The following is a 16,500-nucleotide window of genomic DNA, read 5'->3' on the forward strand; positions in this document are numbered from 1 at the left end:
TCAATCTTCTATTTTGAGATCTCGCGTCATCAGCTCTGTAACCGCTTCCGCCGCGTTCTTGCCTTCGTAGATAACTTCATACACTTTGGAACTTATTGGCATCTCAACGTTGTATTTATCTGCCAGTTGCCTTACGGCTCTACAAGTTGCCGCGCCTTCAACTACCATCTCGGTACCTTCAAGCACCTCCCGGGCGGACCTGCCTTTGCCCAATTCCTCCCCCAACCACCTGTTACGACTACGCGGGCTTATACAGGTCGTCGCCAGATCTCCCATACCACTAAGACCTCTGAAAGTATCGGCCTTCGCTCCCATTCTCTCGCCAAGTCTGGTGATCTCAGCAAGCCCTCTCGTAAGTATGGCCGCTTTTGTATTCGTACCGAACCCCAGACCGTCCGATATGCCCGCGGCTATGGCGATAACGTTCTTTAGCGCCCCACCGAGCTCCACGCCCGTGATATCGTCCGAAGTATAGATACGGAACCGGTCGGTGGTCAGTATCTCCTGGGCCTCTTTCATATGCCCTCTGCTCCCGGCAAGGACCACGGCCGTCGGCACTTTCTGGGCCACCTCATAAGCTATGCTGGGCCCGGATAACGCGCCTATTTCGGTATTCGGGAAAAGCCCCGAAAGGATCTCCGACGGACGCATCAATGTATCGTATTCGATCCCCTTTGTAGCGCTTATCACATTCTTAAAATCGGCCGCGATGAATCTCTTCGCGGTCTGGCCGAGATATTCACACGGCACAACAAAGACCGCGTATCCGGAACCGGACGCTTCTGATACTTCAGAAGTGACCTTTATCCCCTTAGGGATACGTATCCCTTTGAGGAATTTGGGATTTTCCCTGTGCTTATCGATATAATCGGCGTATTCAGGGGAAAAACTCCACAAAGTGGTCTCTATACCCTTAGAATCAAGAAGTATAGCCAAAGCCGTACCCCAGCCGCCGTCTCCTATTACGGTAACTTTGCTCATAATAACCTTGAAAGTTTAACATAGATGATTTTTATAGTCAATAAGATTACTATTATAGGGGAGTTACGTGGACCCTGGAAAGAAAGAGAGGGATGGACCGGGTTCCATCCCTCTCACCTTTAGGAGGTAGTGTCTGCACCTAAGTGCAGCACCTTTAGGAGATCATTTGTTATTTATCCTCTCTAGGAGGAATAAGCGGCCTTTTAACATGGATATCTTCCATATGACCACCAGAAACGTCAATACATGCGCGGGATCGGACATTTTCATGTTCATGCTTTCTCCTTGATCTGGTCTATAGTGATCTTCAGTTCATTAAGGTACATGATCCGGTACGCGGTATGCCGCGAAACCACGAATATTTCCCCCAATATCTTGCATATTATCTTGTTCTCCCCGGTACGCGTATCCACATGCCGGAGGATATGACAGTCTCTTTTAGTGCCCTCATCCGTTTTTGCGCGTATCCACTCTTTTATCACCTGTTTGTTCTCCGATGTAAACCTTTCCTTTATAAAGTACTTACACATCCACTTCTTGGAAACTTTATTACGTGAACGTGCAGATATCTCCTCTATAGATATCTCACTTTTTCTGGGATTATCGCCTAATTTGCTTTTGTAAAATAATTCCTTCATGACTGCCCTTGGTTATGACTTTTTAAATCTATTGAATAAGTTTCCTAAAAAAACGGGGTTTCCCCTTTTGCCGAATATATCTAATTTATATATTTCCTTTTTCTTGTGCTAACAATGCTATTATACAGCATCCACAAAATAAAACAAGAGAATATTACTGGCTTTTTTTAATCTTAACGAAGCGGTTTTCGGTCCCCTGGAAAAGACGCCTGATATTGCTACGATGTGAATAGATGCCTAGAAAACACAGTCCGCACGAAAAAAGAACTACCTCAAGATCTTTTCCGGTGACCATGGTAAGAACAGGAAGGACCAAAGCCGCTGAAATGGACGCGATCGACACATATCGGGTGAACATGAATACCACCCCCCAGACCAACAGGCAGGCGGCAAGCACCACGGGCATCATGCCTCCGATCACGCCAGCGGTCGTCGCTACACCCTTCCCCCCCTTGAACCCAAGAAAAACATTCCAGATATGCCCGGCGATAGCCGCCACTCCCAGAAAGATCACGACAACACTCAGTTGTCTGGGTATATCAGATATGAAATACTTATCCGCCATTTCCGGCACAAGACGTTTCAACATCTCCGGCAACAACGTTACCGCGACGAACCCCTTGAGCACATCTATGATGAAGACCGCTATAGCGGCTTTTTTACCGATGGTCCTCGCGACATTCGTAGCGCCTACATTTCCACTGCCATGTTCGCGAATGTCGATCCCCTTCATTGCCTTGCCGAATATATACGCGGTAGGGAAAGAACCAATGAGATACGCGCATATTATCGCGAGAAATATATATATCATTTTCTTTCCTTTCTCGATCTCTTTAGATTTATCCTCACCGGGAGACCCTTTAAAGGGAAATTACTCCTGAGCTGGTTCTCGATAAAGCTCAAATGTGCCGGAGATACCCATGCGGGGTCGTTCACGAAATAATCAAAACTTATCGGCCGTGTCCCGGTCTGCACAATGTACAGGAAATTAGGCCGTTTGTCCCTTCGGGGAACGGGCACCTGCCCCGGGTCCCTTTTCTCGAACACCTTGTTAAGCGCCGGCGTCGGGACTTTCATGTTAAGCGATGTATCCAGCTCCTTCGCTATGGCAAGACTTTCAAGCACGTTATAATCTTTCTTGGCGGAAGCGTAAAGCAGCGGATATTTTTCAAGCTTGCTGTTCTCTTCCAGAAGATGGTCTTTATAACCATCCTGGTCCACGTCATCGACGCCGGCGGCAAGGTCCCACTTATTTATGAGGACAAGGCACGCTTTTCCCTGCTCTTCTATGAAATTCAATATACCCGTATCGTCCCTCGTCATCCCCTCCGCGGCATCAATAAGAAGAAAGGCGACATCCGCCCTTTCTATCGCGTCACGCGAACGCATCATACTGTAGGAATCCACCGGTTCCTTGACCTTTTTCCTGTGCCTGATACCGGCTGTGTCGATCAATATATAATCGGTATCATCATACTTGAAATATGTATCCATGGAATCCCTGGTCGTCCCGGGGACCTCACTGACGATGAACCGCTTCTTTTTCAGCAGGGCGTTCACGAACGATGATTTCCCGACGTTCGGCCTCCCGACCACGGCTATCTTGATGTACCGCGTGTCTTTTTTCACGGCAGGCCTGCCACTGGCGGCACCCATGATCTTCCTGATATGCTTTTTCAGTGACTGGACACCCCTCTTGTGCAAAGCGGAGATCGGCATGGGCTCCCCCAGTCCAAGCGTATAGAACTCGGATATCCCGCTCTCTATCCTAGCGTTATCGACCTTGTTCGCCACAAGAAGGATATTTTTGCTGTACTTCCTCAAAAGGAACGCTATTTCCGTATCCATCGGCGTCATACCCGCCATGGCGTCCACTACTACCAGAATGAGCTCCGCCTCCTCCATGGCGCTGAATATCTGCTGCTGGATCTCATGTGAGAACCGATCCTTATCTCCGGCCATATACCCGCCCGTATCGATGAGCCTTGCCTTTGCCCCCCCGATGTCCACAAAAGACTCCACCCTGTCCCGGGTAGTACCGGACTGCTCTACAACGACCGCCTTTCTTTCCCCAAGAAGACAGTTGAAGACGGAAGATTTTCCCACATTAGGCCTGCCGACTATGCTTATTGTCGGAAGTTCATTCGGATTTTCCATTTATATACCCGGACCCTATCCTTAAATAATCCAACCCCGATATGACCGTAAGTACCACGGTCACGCTACACAACCATTTTGAATATATGAACTCCACAAGAAGCGCTATAACTGTCAGCATCTGGAAGAACGTGGTGATCTTCCCTATCACTGTGGGCCTTATGTCCACTTTGTCGAAGATCATGTTAATGGACGCTATCCCCGCGAGAATGATCACGTCCCTCGATATTATGATCACCGGCACATATACCGGTATTTTCAGGTGCTCAGGCAGGCCGGACACAAGGCTGAAACTTATGAACGCGCTGCCGATAAGCAGTTTATCCGCCAACGGGTCCATCACCGCCCCAATCTCGGTCTTCTCGTTCCTGGTCCTGGCTATATATCCGTCCAAAGCGTCCGTGATCGTGGCTATTGTGAAGACTACAAGCGCTTCGGTAAGCTTACCATAAAGCACAAGCGTTATAAAGACCGGAACAAGCACTATCCTTAACAACGTAAGACGATTCGCCAGGTTCATCCCTTTAATCCCCACCTTTTAAGAGACGTATCCTCGTAATAGGCCAGTGTATCACGAAAGCCTTGCCGACCATATTGTCTACCGGGGTGAACCCCCAATACCTGGAATCAAGCGAGTTAGCGCTGTTATCCCCAAGCACGTAGAACTCTCCCTCGGGAACATGTATCTCTTTCCCTTCCTCCCCATACTCGCCCTTGCCGTAATAGTAGAAACGGTTGAACGGTACTGAGTCCAGGACCTTACCGTTCACGTACACCTTGCCGTTCTGTATCATGACCGTATCCCCAGGCCCGGCTATATAACGCTTAATGAGGAACTTTTTCTTTTCGACCGGGGACTTGAACACGACGATATCACCGGATACCGGATCTTCCAGTTCCGGCAGCTTAATATGGGTGAACGGTATTTTCGCCCCATACACGAACTTGTTGACGAATATACGGTCGCCCGGCTTAAGCGTAGGGAACATGGAATGGGACGGTATCTTGAACGGCTGTATGATGAACGTCCTGATGAAAAGCGCCAGCACCCCAGCGACCAGGACCGGCTTCACCCATTCGTACCACCACCAGTCCCATGAGTATTTACGATAGATCACGAAACTCTCATTGCCTTCAGGAACGCTTCCTTCGGCACATCCACCTTGCCGATCCTGCGCATCTTTTTCTTTCCCTCTTTCTGTTTCTCCCATAGCTTCCTCTTCCTGGTTATATCTCCTCCATAACACTTGCTGGTAACATTCTTCTTGAGGGCCGAGATATCCTCTCTAGCCACGATCTCCCCTCCGATAGCCGCCTGCAACGCTATTTTGAAAAGATGTTTCGGTATGCTCTCCTTGAGTTTTTCCACCAGCTCTTTTCCTCTCGTCCTCGCCCGATCCCTGTGTACAATGGCCGAAAGCGCGTCACACGGAACGGCGTTTATCAAGATGTCCAGTTTCACGATGTTAGACCTGCGATATCCTATAAGCTCGTAATCAAGGGACCCGTATCCCTGGGTCGAGGACTTTATCTTATCATAGAAATCGATCACTATCTCGGCGAGCGGCATGTTATAAGTGAGTTGTATACGCTTGGGGTCCAGATATTTCGTGCTGATGAACTCCCCCCTCTTGTTCTCGCAGAGCTGCATGAGCGTACCAAGGCTCTCGGCCGGGGAGAAGATATGGCACCTTACAAAAGGTTCTTCCACATACTCGATCTTTTCGTTCTCGGGATATTTCGTCGGGTTATCCACTTCCATCATCTCGTCCTGGCCGCTTATTTTTACCCGGTAGTTAACACTGGGGCTGGAAGCTATAAGATCCAGGTTGAATTCCCTTTCCAGCCTTTCCTGGATTATCTCCATATGCAGCAGACCCAGGAACCCGCAACGGAACCCGAATCCCAGGGCCGCGGATATTTCCGGCTCATACATGAAAGAGGGGTCAGAGAGCTGCATCTTGTCCATGGCGACCTTGAGGTCCTCATAATCCTCGTTGCTCACGGGGAATATACCGCTGAACACCATGGGCTTGACCTTCTTATACCCGGGCAGCGGGCTGGAAGCGGGACACAAGGCGTCCGTAATGGTATCCCCCACGACGACCTCTTTTGCTTCCTTTATATTACATACTATATATCCGACCGAACCGCAACCCAACCGCTCCACGGTCCGTTCGCTCGGGACGAAAACACCCGTTTCTTTCACCTCATACCTGGATCCCTTGTTCATCATCTCTATTTCCATGCCAGGCCGAAGCTCCCCGTTGATTATCCTCACGTATATTATAACTCCCCTGTATATATCATAGGAGGAGTCGAAGATGAGGGCTTGCAGGGGGTCTTCACTTTTACCGGCCGGCGGGGGCACGTTCTTCACCACGGCCTCCAGCACTTCTTTTGTACCCAGTCCTTCTTTGGCGCTGATCATCAGGATATCGTCGTCGTCACACCCGAGAAGATCGAATATCTGGTGTTTGACCTCTTCTATCCTCGCGTTCTTGAGGTCTATTTTGTTTATTATAGGTATTATCTTGAGGTCATGCTCCATCGCCAGGTAAAGGTTAGCCAGCGTCTGCGCCTCTACCCCCTGCACCGCGTCCACCAGGAGCAAGGCTCCTTCGCACGCGGCTATGGATTTCGAGACCTCATACGAGAAATCAACATGCCCCGGAGTATCGATGAGGTTAAGAAGATATTTGTTCCCGTCATCGGCGTCATAATATATCCTGACCGCGCTTGATTTGATGGTTATACCCCGTTCACGCTCAAGGTCCATATTATCCAGGAGCTGGTCCCTGAACTGCCTGTCCTCTACAGTATGGGTATATTGGATGATCCTGTCCGCGAGCGTGGATTTACCATGATCTATATGCGCGATTATGCAAAAATTGCGTATCTTGTCCAGTCCGTACATATTATGTCTGCCTTTTTGAGTATATGTATACGTTCATCATGACATTAATTTTAAGGCGTATTTCTTCCCGGCGCCTATATACTTGAGCGACATGCCCCTGGTCCGCGTCTCCGAATATATCCTGAGCTTGGGCTCTGTCCCTGAAAGCCTTACCAGAAGCCAGCTCCCGTCATCACAAATGAATTTTGTCCCGTCATAATCCTTGATGTCGACCACAGGCCTTCCAAGCACGTCCTTCAAAGGCTTGTCCTTGAGCCCCTTCATCAGTTTTTTCCTCTTAGAACTGTCGAACACCATGTCCTCTCTCTCGTAGACGTAATCCCCGAACTCCCGGTTCATATCGGCTACGATACGCGAAAGCGGCTTCTTCGCCGACACAATGAGCTCCATCACCAAAAGCGCTGAAAGGAACCCGTCGCGTTCCGGCACATATCCCTTGAACGTCACGCCACCCGTTTCCTCGCCACCTATCAGTATATCTTTCTTCAGCATCATCTCGCAGATGTATTTGAACCCGACAGGCGTTTCATAACATTTAAGCCCGAACTTCCTGCACATATTCTCTATCTGTCCGGTGCCACATATCGTCTGGATCACGCCGCCTTTTTTCTTCCTGTTGCGAAAAAGATGAAGAAGAAGTACCGCCATGAGCTTATGCCCTGAAAGCACGTTGCCCTTTTCGTCAACAACGGCAAGCCGGTCGGAATCACCGTCCGTGGCGATCCCCAGGTCATACTTACCTTTCTTTATCCCGGCCACGAGCTCCTTCAGGTGTTTTTCGTTAGGTTCCGGCGGTCTTCCGTTGAACCCGGGATTCACCTCGTCATAGATGTAGTCGGTCTTTATCGAGGTGTCTTTCAATATCGTCCTGATATAATTCCCGCCGGTACCGTTCATCGAGTCGATCAGCACCCTGAGTTTGGCTTTCTTAAGTTTTTTCATGTCCGCGTATTTTTTCACTACCTTGAGCTGGACTGAAACTATGTCCTCTATCATGACCTTTTTATCCGATACAGCTTTGTCCATGTCGACCTTCTTCACCTTGGACTTATAAAGCCGTTTTTCGATATCATCGATGATATCACTCCCGGCCGACCCGGCAAAATAACCTTTATATTTTATTCCGTTATAACTAAAGGGGTTATGGCTTGCCGTTATCATCACGCCACCCGTGAGTTTCTTCTCCCTTATATACACGCAAACCGCCGGCGTCGGGCTCGGTTTATCCGACAAAACCACTTTTATCCCGTTCGCGGCGACAACACACGCCACAGTCTCGGCATACTCTTTCGAAAGGAATCGCGTGTCATACCCGACCACTATCTTCCTTTTCCTGTATATGGGCTTTTTCTGCGCTTTGATGAAATCCGCTATGGCCTGCGCCACTATTTCCACGTTATCGAACGTAAAATCCTTGCTTATTATCGCCCTCCACCCGTCGGTCCCGAATTTTATGTTGGACATCCCTTTCCTCCTCCGTTCTTATCTTTTATTGATGCCACGATATCCGTCGCGGCATCGGGTCATTTTCCCTTAAGCGCCTCTATGGCCATCTTATAATCTGACTTCCCGAACACCGCCGTACCGGCCACCAGGACATCAACACCCGCGTCCACAGCCTGCCTAGCGGTATCGACGTTTATCCCACCATCTACCTGGATATACCCGTCGAAACATCCCCTTATCTCCTTCACCTTGTCGAGCATTTCCGGCATGAACGCCTGCCCGCCGAAACCCGGTTCGACCGTCATGACCAGCACCAGATCAAGTTCGGGAAGCAGACCCTTAACCCTGGATATATCGGTCCCCGGTTTTACGGATATACCGGCTTTTTTTCCTTTCTGCCTTATTTTCCCGATAATGCCGGCCGGATCGTCCACAGCCTCGGCGTGGAACGTTATAAGATCACTCCCGGCATCAGCGAAGTCTCCCACATATTTTCCCGGATCATTGATCATGAGATGCACATCGAAAAAGAGCTTGGAAACAGGGCGGATGGATCGCACGACCAGCGGCCCTATCGTTATGTTCGGGACAAAAGCCCCATCCATTACGTCAATATGTACCCAGTCAGCGCCGGCCGCCTCGATGTCCTTTATCTCCCGGCCTAACCTGGAAAAATCGGCCGACAATATGCTTGGCGCTACCATTACGCTTTTTTTCATGATATTACCGCTCCTTTACAGACCATTTACCCCTCTTTTCATCACCCTTCTTTCCTTTTCCTGGACATTCCCGACCACAGCCAGCCTTACGGCACGACGGTCGAATACGTGGCGTGACGCCCGCAAGACATCCTCTTCCGTCACGTGGTCTATATTGGCCAGGACTTCCTTGACCTGCGGCACCTCCCCGTGGACCATCAAACGATCTCCCAGCCATAGCATCCTCGAGGATGTGGCCTCCATCGCGAGCTCGAACTGTCCTTTTGTATATCGTTTGGCCCTTTCAAGCTCATCCGGGGTTATCCCGAGATCCTTCATTTTCTTTATTTCCCCTGTAATGGCGTCAAGGGCCCGGGAAGCTTTTCTCGTATCGACCCCGGCATGTATCTGTAACTCTCCTACATCGCTATGCCGTTTGTACGAAGAGGATATATCGTAACAAAGACCGTTCTTTTCCCTTAATTCCTCGAAAAGCCGGGAAGACATGTTCCCCCCTAAAATAACGTTCAAGATCTTTATCGCGAACCTTTCCCTCATATCCTTCGCGGTAGCGTAAAACCCCATGGCAATATGGACCTGCTGCGCGTCATCCGCGGAGAATCTGACCACAGGTCCGGTAGAACGGACAACAGGCCTCTTGACCTTTTTCCTGTCCTTCTTTTTCATGGCACTGAACCCGGAAGGCATATATTTCCGTATGACGCCCATATCGACATCTCCGGTAGCCACGATCGCGATATTGGCGGGATGGTAGTTCCCTTTCTTGAACGCCCAAAGCTTGTCCAGGTCTATGCTCTTAACGGTGGCTATCGTACCCGTAAGCGGTCTTCCCAGAGGATTGTCCGGCCACATTATCCCGTTCAAAAGATCCAGTACATGTTCAGACGGCTGGTCCCGGTACATTTTTATCTCTTCGCAAACGACGAATTTTTCCTTGGCAAGATCCCCGCCGTCAAACTTTGGGTCAAGCACCATGTCCGACAATATTTCCATTCCCAGTCCCGTATACCTCGAAGGCACTTTCACCATGTAACATGTGACCTCATCAGACGTGAACCCGTTGAAGGAACCTCCGACACCTTCGACTGATTCCTTAAGTGCCTTCGCGTCACGCGTATTGGTACCCTTGAAAAGCATATGCTCTATAAGATGGCTTATTCCACTGACCTCCGCCGGCTCATATCTCCCCCCAACACCTATCCATATACCAAGCGATACCGACGACATATGGCGCATAGGGGAAACCATCATCGTCAGCCCGTTATCTGTCCTTTTTTTCTCGAACATGCATCTCCCGTCCGTGTTCCGACCTATTTCTCCATGCTATCAAGATATTCCTGCAATATCAGCTGTGCGGCTATTTTATCGACCACTTTCTTCCTCTTCCTGCGTGATACGTCCGCGGATATCAGCACGCTTTCCGCGCCCCGCGTGGTAAGCCGTTCGTCCCATAGCACCACATTAAGTCCTGTGGCTTCTTTTATCTTCTCGGCCAGGACCTCGCTATCCCTGCCACGCTCTCCGACGGTCCCGTTCATATTGATAGGAAAACCCACCACTATTTCCTTTACACCATATTCATCCGCGAGTTCCTTTATCCTGGAAACAGCGTCACGATCGGTCCTCCTCTCCACTACACCCCTACCCTGGGCTATGGTCCCGCTCTCGTCAGATACGGCCACTCCTATATGCTTCATGCCTATATCAAGCCCCATCACTCTCATGCTCAGGCCTCACCCCTTTGCCGCGTGCACAGCGTCCGCCATATCCCGGACGAACTTCCTCACCGTTCGCAGCATCCTTTCCCTGTTCCCAAGGTTCTTTTCGATGATCTTGATCACCGCGCTACCCACTATGACTCCGTCAGATACCGACGCTATATCGCGCGCCTGGGCCGGAGTGGATATCCCGAACCCCACGCACACAGGCACATTGGATATCTTCCTGAGTTTTTCTACCCTGCTCTTAAGCCCGTGGGCCAATCCTGTCCTTTCGCCCGTAACACCGGTGAGAGAGACATAATACAGGAACCCTCCGGACATGTTCGATATCTCGCGGGTTCTCTTCATGGAGGTTGTGGGGGCGGCCAACATTATCAGGCAAACATTGTTCCTCCTGCACGCTTTTTCAAGTAGCCCGGCTTCCTCCATGGGAAGGTCCGGGACTATTATCCCGTCAGCGCCGGAAGAAGCAGCGGCACGCGCGAACCTCTCAACACCGTACGTAAAGATTATGTTGTAATAGGTCATGAACGCTATCGGCACATCAATGCTCTTCCTTGTCCTTTTCACGAGATCAAGTACCTTTTTTACCGTACATCCTGCCGTAAGGGATCTATGGATAGCACGTTGTATCGTAGGTCCGTCCGCCATGGGATCCGAGAACGGTATACCTAACTCGACCATATCCGCCCCGGACCCGGCCAGTCCCCTGACAAGCTTCTCCGTGGTCCCCAGGTCCGGGTCCCCGGCGGTAATATAAGTAATCAGGGCTTTACGCCCGGCCAGTCTTTCGAACATGGATACTATCCTGTTCGAACTTAGTGATCTTTTTACGTTTTTTCCAGTCATAAGTATTCCTTGATTATGTTCATATCCTTGTCCCCTCGACCGGAAAGACACAATACTATGATGTCTTTCTTCTTCGCCCTCTTTACCAGTTCGGGAAGATAAGCTACAGCGTGCGCCGACTCAAGTGCCGGCATTATGCCTTCACAGACGGCAAGGGTCTTCACTCCGCAAAGCGCCTCTTTATCCGTTATTGACACATATTCCGCCCGACCGGAATCCTTATAGAAAGAATGTTCCGGGCCAACGCCGGGATAATCAAGTCCGGCCGACACCGAATGCGCCAGTTGTATCTGGCCATCACTGTCTTCCAGGAGATAACTTTTGCTCCCATGCAGCACTCCAGGGCGGCCTTTTTTGAGCGCTGCCGCGTGCTTACCGGTCGACAGTCCCGCCCCCGCCGCTTCGACCCCTATGAACTTCACGGCCTTATCGCCGTAGAACTCATGGAAAAGCCCCATTGAGTTACTGCCTCCGCCCACACAGGCCACCAGGTACGAAGGCAGCCTGCCTTCGATCTTAATGATCTGTTTTTTTGTCTCTCTGCCTATTATGGACTGGAAATCCCGTACCATCATAGGATAAGGATGCGGGCCAGCCACTGATCCGATCACATAATGCGTATCCCCTACGTTGGTCACCCAATCCCTTATAGCCTCGTTCATCGCGTCCTTAAGGGTACATGAGCCGCTATCGACAGGGATGACCTCGGCTCCCAGGAGATTCATCCTGGACACGTTGAGGCTCTGCCTTTCTATGTCTTCCGTGCCCATATACACCGCGCATTTCATGCCGAAAAGCGCGGCAACGGTAGCCGTAGCCACACCATGTTGTCCGGCTCCGGTCTCGGCTATCAGCCTCCTCTTGCCCATCTCTTTCGCCAGGATTGCCTGCCCCACGGTATTATTTATCTTATGCGCGCCGGTGTGCAGCAAGTCCTCCCTCTTGAGATATATCCTGGCACCGCCCAGAGTACGCGTAAGGCTTTCGGCATAATACAACGGCGTAGGCCTCCCCACATATTCCCTGAGATAATACCTTAGTTCTTTCCGGAAAGGCGCGGACATGCATATTTTCCTGTAAGCTCTTTCCAGTTCTTCCACGGCCGGCATAAGTGTTTCGGGTACGAACCTCCCCCCGAACTCGCCGAAATATCCCTTTTTATCCGGTAGGTCCTGTTTTTTTCGCATTTTTTATGAACTCCCTCAATAATACTTTATCTTTTATCGCGGTCAGTTTTTCCACCCCGCTGGAAACATCAACTCCGAACGGTGACAGCTCAAGTACCGCACGCGCAACGTTATCGGGATCAAGTCCTCCCGCCAGGAAGAAAGGCTTATTTATATCCCGTATCCTTTTTCTGAGCACATCCCAGTTAAAGACCTTACCGGTGCCTCCATGGAAATCCTTGTCATAGGTGTCGAACACAAAATAATCCACGCAAAGGTAGTCCCGACAACTTTTACCCCCGGGATGAATTATCCCATCGGTACCGACCTTAAGCACCTTGAGCAGTTTTACCCCGCGCGCGCCTTTCCCCAAAAGAACGTTCTCCAGCCTTTCACAGTACTCCGGGCTCTCATCGCCATGCAATTGTACATGGTCAATGCCACAGCGCACTACCATGTCGCTAACCTCGTCCACCGGGCTATCCATGAAGAGGCCGGTAAATCCGCTGGTGTACCCATTCTTCCGCGCGGCCTCAAGTATCTCTATTGCCCGGCTCTCAGGAACGGCCCGTGGTGTCCCCTTTATGAATATGAGCCCAATAAGGTCCGCACCTAGCCTGAACGAGTCCAGCGCGTCCTCCGCTCGTGTTATACCACATATCTTGACTTTCGTCATGTGATCGGGCTCTTTTCTTCTATCCGGCTACGCACGGGATATCTTTCTGCGCGAGCTGTATTTTCTCATCCGGCAGCTCGAAATCTTCCAGTTGCCCGGAAAGATACGCGTTATAGGACGCCAGGTCAAAGTGTCCATGTCCGCTGAACATCATCACGATACACTCTTCCCTTCCTTCCTCCTTACACCTGATAGCCTCGTCGATAGCCGATCTTATAGCGTGTGAGGTCTCAGGAGCGGGAATGATCCCTTCAGCCCTGGCGAACATGACCGCCGCGTCGAAAACACTGTTCTGGTGGTAGGCCTTGGCCTCCACTACCTTCTGGTCGACAAGAAGGCTTACAAGAGGCGCCATGCCATGGTACCTGAGCCCTCCGGCGTGTATCCCCGGCGGGACGAAACCGTGTCCCAGCGTATGCATCATGAGAAGCGGCGTCATTTTCGCCGTATCCCCGAAATCATATCTATACGGCGCCCTTGTCAAGGTGGGGCATGCCGTGGGTTCGGTCGCTATTATCTTTATATCCGCGCCGTCAAGCTTATCCTTGACGAACGGGAACGCGAACCCCGCGAAGTTGCTTCCGCCCCCGCAACACCCGATCAATACGTCAGGGCTTTCACCCGCGATAGCCAGCTGTTTCTTCACTTCCTGCCCCACTATCGTCTGATGCAACAGCACGTGGTTAAGCACACTGCCAAGTGAATATTTAACGTCATCTTCTTTTACCGCGGCCTCTATGGCCTCAGAGATGGCCATGCCCAGACTGCCAGTCGTATCAGGGAACTCGGCGAGTATCTTCCTGCCGGTTTCGGTCCTTTCGCTGGGGGACGGATACACTTTGCCGTTCCATACATGCATAAGGAACTTCCTGTAAGGTTTTTGGTCATAACTGACCCGGACCATGTATACCTCACATTCGAGCCCGAACAGGTTACACGCGAACGAAAGAGCGCTTCCCCATTGCCCCGCGCCCGTTTCCGTGGTTATTTTCCTCACGCCCGCCTGCTTGTTGTAATATGCCTGCGCGACCGCCGTGTTCGGCTTATGGCTGCCGGGAGGAGAAACACTCTCGTCCTTATAATATATCCTTGCCGGCGTACCCAGCATCTTCTCCAGTCTCCTTGCCCTTCTAAGCGGCGTAGGCCTCCACAACCGGTAAATATCCATGAGCTCATCCGGTATCTCGATGTATTTCTCCATCGATATTTCCTGGTCGATGATGTTCCTGGGAAATATCGGCAACAGGTCATCAGGGCTTATCGGCTTACCCGTCGCCGGGTTGATCGGCGGCTTTAACGGCTGTGGCAGGTCCGGTTGTATGTTATACCACCTAGTGGGAAGCTCTTTTTCACTGAGAAGTATCTTATAATCATCCATTAGTGTACCTCCATAATTTTGATCATTCTCTCATCAACTCCCTGACCTTATCCCCTATATTATCGGACGCCATGAACGTCTCGCCGATAAGTACGGCATTCACACCCAGGCTTTTGAGGAACATAACGTCCTCATAGGTCCGTATGCCGCTTTCCGATACTATTATCTTGTTTTCCGGGACATGTCTCATGAGCCTCTGTGTTACCGATATATCGACCTCAAAATCCTTGAGGTCCCTGTTATTTATGCCGATGATCAACGCGTGGCTGGCCACGGCTTTCTCGATATCCTCCTCATTGTGGGCCTCCACCAGGACATCCATGCCCATCTCTTTCGCGAGGCTCAGATACCTCGCCAGTTCCTCCTGGGTAAGTATCTGGGCGATCAGGAGTATCGCGTCCGCCCCGGCCACGGCCGATTCATATATCTGGTATTCGTCTATGATGAACTCTTTCCTGAGAACAGGGATAGTGACGTTCCTCTTTACCTCGTTTATGTACTCCAATTTCCCGTCAAAGAACCTTTCGTCGGTAAGCACGCTTATGGCGCTAGCCCCTGACGCCTGGTAAGTAAGCGCTATCTTGAGCGGGTTGAAATCCGCCCTTATGACCCCTTTTGAAGGCGACCTTTTCTTTATCTCCGCGATCAGGTTGATATGCCCTTTCCGCGATATGTTCTTCTTGAACTGGCTGCTTATATACAGGTTCTCGGCCTCTTTCCTGATCTGGCTGAGGGATATTTTCTTCTGGGCCCTGTCTATCTCGCGTTTCTTTTCCTCTATTATTTTCGAAAGTATCATTTTCTCCACTCCTGGGATAATATCATTTTGTTCCTGCGGAGGTCATCTTTGCCATCACCGCAAGTTTTTCCAATGCGCGCCCGGAATCTATGCATGTCCCGGCCATTTTGACGCCTTCCTTGAGGTCGTGCACTTTACCCGCGGCCATAAGCGCCAGGCTCGCGTTCATAAGGACAATATCCCTGTGTGGGCCCTTTTTCCCGGACAATACGGCCTTGACCATACGGGCGTTAGCCCTGGCCGACCCGCCTTTTATGGCCTCTATTGGGGCCTTACGCAACCCGAACGCTCCCGGGTTCAGGTAATAGGACCTTATCCTGCCGCCTTTGAGCTCGCTCACCAGGGACAATCCCGATATGGACAGTTCGTCCAGATGGCCACTACCATGGACCACATACGCCCTTTTGCTCCCCAGGCGCTTCAACACGCCTGCCATTAGCTCGGTAAGGTTCTTGGTGCATACACCCATCACCTGGCAATCCGCCTGTGCGGGATTGCATAACGGCCCGAGCAGGTTGAATATGGTACGTATGCCTATCTCCTTGCGCGGAGCGACCGCGTATTTCATCGCGCCATGGTAAAGCGGGGCGAACATAAAACATATCCCGATCTCCTTCAGGCATTTTTCCGAGACCTTGAGAGGCACATCTATACCGACTCCCAGCTTTTCCAACACGTCCGCGCTTCCACACCTGCCGGACGCCGCCCTGTTCCCGTGTTTAGCTACCTTTACGCCGCATCCCGCCACCACGAACGCCGCGGTCGTGGAAATATTGAAAGTGTTCTTGCCCGTCCCACCCGTACCACAAGTGTCGATGACCGGCTCATTGCCGCTTCCCGCGTTGATCTTCAGGGACCTCTGGCGCATCACACGCGCCGCACCCGTTATCTCGTCAACGGTCTCGCCTTTGATCCTGAGAGCCGTTATAAAAGACGCTATCTGTGCCGGAGTGGCTTTACCTGTCATGATGTGATCGAATACGGCGAAAGTCTCCTTCTCGTCCAGATCGGTGCGAGTCACCACTTTTTCTATCATCTTACTCATATCCATGC

The 16,500-nt window shown here is 50.8% G+C and carries 17 protein-coding genes; all 17 read right to left on the reverse strand.

The annotated features are described in order from the left end of the window. The 17 genes from PHH49_00605 to trpD all read right to left on the reverse strand — a co-directional run bounded on the left by PHH49_00605 (window position 1) and on the right by trpD (window position 16,492). On the reverse strand, window positions 1-981 hold the full coding sequence (locus tag PHH49_00605) for an NAD(P)-dependent glycerol-3-phosphate dehydrogenase (protein MDD5487451.1): 981 nt from the start codon (window positions 979-981) through the stop codon (window positions 1-3). A gap of 272 nt (window positions 982-1,253) precedes the next feature. Then, complete coding sequence (locus PHH49_00610) at window positions 1,254-1,619, reverse strand: hypothetical protein (protein ID MDD5487452.1); 366 nt, start codon at window positions 1,617-1,619, stop codon at window positions 1,254-1,256. Between the two features lie 154 nt (window positions 1,620-1,773). Beyond that, window positions 1,774-2,430 (reverse strand): glycerol-3-phosphate 1-O-acyltransferase PlsY, encoded by a 657-nt coding sequence (gene plsY, locus PHH49_00615; protein MDD5487453.1) that lies wholly within the window; start codon window positions 2,428-2,430, stop codon window positions 1,774-1,776. Continuing rightward, a complete protein-coding gene (gene der, locus PHH49_00620) occupies window positions 2,427-3,776 on the reverse strand; it encodes a ribosome biogenesis GTPase Der (protein ID MDD5487454.1) in 1,350 nt (449 codons plus the stop codon). Before der ends, plsY begins: the two co-directional genes overlap by 4 nt. Next, entirely contained in the window at window positions 3,760-4,296 is a 537-nt protein-coding gene (locus PHH49_00625; GenBank protein ID MDD5487455.1) for a CDP-alcohol phosphatidyltransferase family protein, read from the reverse strand. The genes der and PHH49_00625 overlap by 17 nt, the downstream gene beginning before the upstream one ends. A 4-nt stretch (window positions 4,297-4,300) precedes the next feature. After that, the gene (lepB, locus tag PHH49_00630) at window positions 4,301-4,894 is read right to left on the reverse strand and encodes a signal peptidase I (protein ID MDD5487456.1); all 594 of its coding nucleotides are present in this window, start codon (window positions 4,892-4,894) and stop codon (window positions 4,301-4,303) included. After that, the gene (gene lepA, locus PHH49_00635; protein MDD5487457.1) at window positions 4,891-6,693 is read right to left on the reverse strand and encodes a translation elongation factor 4; all 1,803 of its coding nucleotides are present in this window, start codon (window positions 6,691-6,693) and stop codon (window positions 4,891-4,893) included. Before lepA ends, lepB begins: the two co-directional genes overlap by 4 nt. 36 nt (window positions 6,694-6,729) lie before the next feature. Beyond that, window positions 6,730-8,157: a phosphoglucomutase/phosphomannomutase family protein gene (locus tag PHH49_00640; GenBank protein MDD5487458.1), complete on the reverse strand. Its 1,428-nt coding sequence runs from the start codon at window positions 8,155-8,157 to the stop codon at window positions 6,730-6,732. A gap of 59 nt (window positions 8,158-8,216) precedes the next feature. Next, window positions 8,217-8,858, reverse strand: a complete 642-nt coding sequence (rpe, locus tag PHH49_00645; GenBank protein MDD5487459.1) for a ribulose-phosphate 3-epimerase — start codon at window positions 8,856-8,858, stop codon at window positions 8,217-8,219. Between the two features lie 15 nt (window positions 8,859-8,873). Beyond that, window positions 8,874-10,145: a pitrilysin family protein gene (locus PHH49_00650; protein MDD5487460.1), complete on the reverse strand. Its 1,272-nt coding sequence runs from the start codon at window positions 10,143-10,145 to the stop codon at window positions 8,874-8,876. Between the two features lie 23 nt (window positions 10,146-10,168). Continuing rightward, window positions 10,169-10,582, reverse strand: a complete 414-nt coding sequence (ruvX, locus tag PHH49_00655) for a Holliday junction resolvase RuvX (GenBank protein MDD5487461.1) — start codon at window positions 10,580-10,582, stop codon at window positions 10,169-10,171. A 9-nt stretch (window positions 10,583-10,591) separates the two neighbouring features. Continuing rightward, on the reverse strand, window positions 10,592-11,428 hold the full coding sequence (trpA, locus tag PHH49_00660; GenBank protein ID MDD5487462.1) for a tryptophan synthase subunit alpha: 837 nt from the start codon (window positions 11,426-11,428) through the stop codon (window positions 10,592-10,594). Next, entirely contained in the window at window positions 11,425-12,615 is a 1,191-nt protein-coding gene (gene trpB / locus PHH49_00665; GenBank protein ID MDD5487463.1) for a tryptophan synthase subunit beta, read from the reverse strand. The genes trpA and trpB overlap by 4 nt, the downstream gene beginning before the upstream one ends. Then, window positions 12,587-13,270 (reverse strand): phosphoribosylanthranilate isomerase, encoded by a 684-nt coding sequence (locus PHH49_00670; protein ID MDD5487464.1) that lies wholly within the window; start codon window positions 13,268-13,270, stop codon window positions 12,587-12,589. Before PHH49_00670 ends, trpB begins: the two co-directional genes overlap by 29 nt. A 19-nt stretch (window positions 13,271-13,289) precedes the next feature. After that, window positions 13,290-14,648 carry a TrpB-like pyridoxal phosphate-dependent enzyme gene (locus PHH49_00675; protein MDD5487465.1) on the reverse strand — a complete coding sequence of 453 codons (1,359 nt, stop codon included), beginning with the start codon at window positions 14,646-14,648 and terminating at the stop codon, window positions 13,290-13,292. Window positions 14,649-14,670: 22 nt separating this feature from the next. Continuing rightward, window positions 14,671-15,447, reverse strand: a complete 777-nt coding sequence (gene trpC, locus PHH49_00680) for an indole-3-glycerol phosphate synthase TrpC (GenBank protein ID MDD5487466.1) — start codon at window positions 15,445-15,447, stop codon at window positions 14,671-14,673. Window positions 15,448-15,469: 22 nt separating this feature from the next. After that, the gene (gene trpD, locus PHH49_00685) at window positions 15,470-16,492 is read right to left on the reverse strand and encodes an anthranilate phosphoribosyltransferase (protein ID MDD5487467.1); all 1,023 of its coding nucleotides are present in this window, start codon (window positions 16,490-16,492) and stop codon (window positions 15,470-15,472) included. Window positions 16,493-16,500 lie beyond the last annotated feature (8 nt).

This window comes from Candidatus Omnitrophota bacterium (assembly GCA_028715965.1).
In the GTDB taxonomy this organism is placed as follows: Bacteria; Omnitrophota; Gorgyraeia; order Tantalellales; family Tantalellaceae; genus JAQUQS01.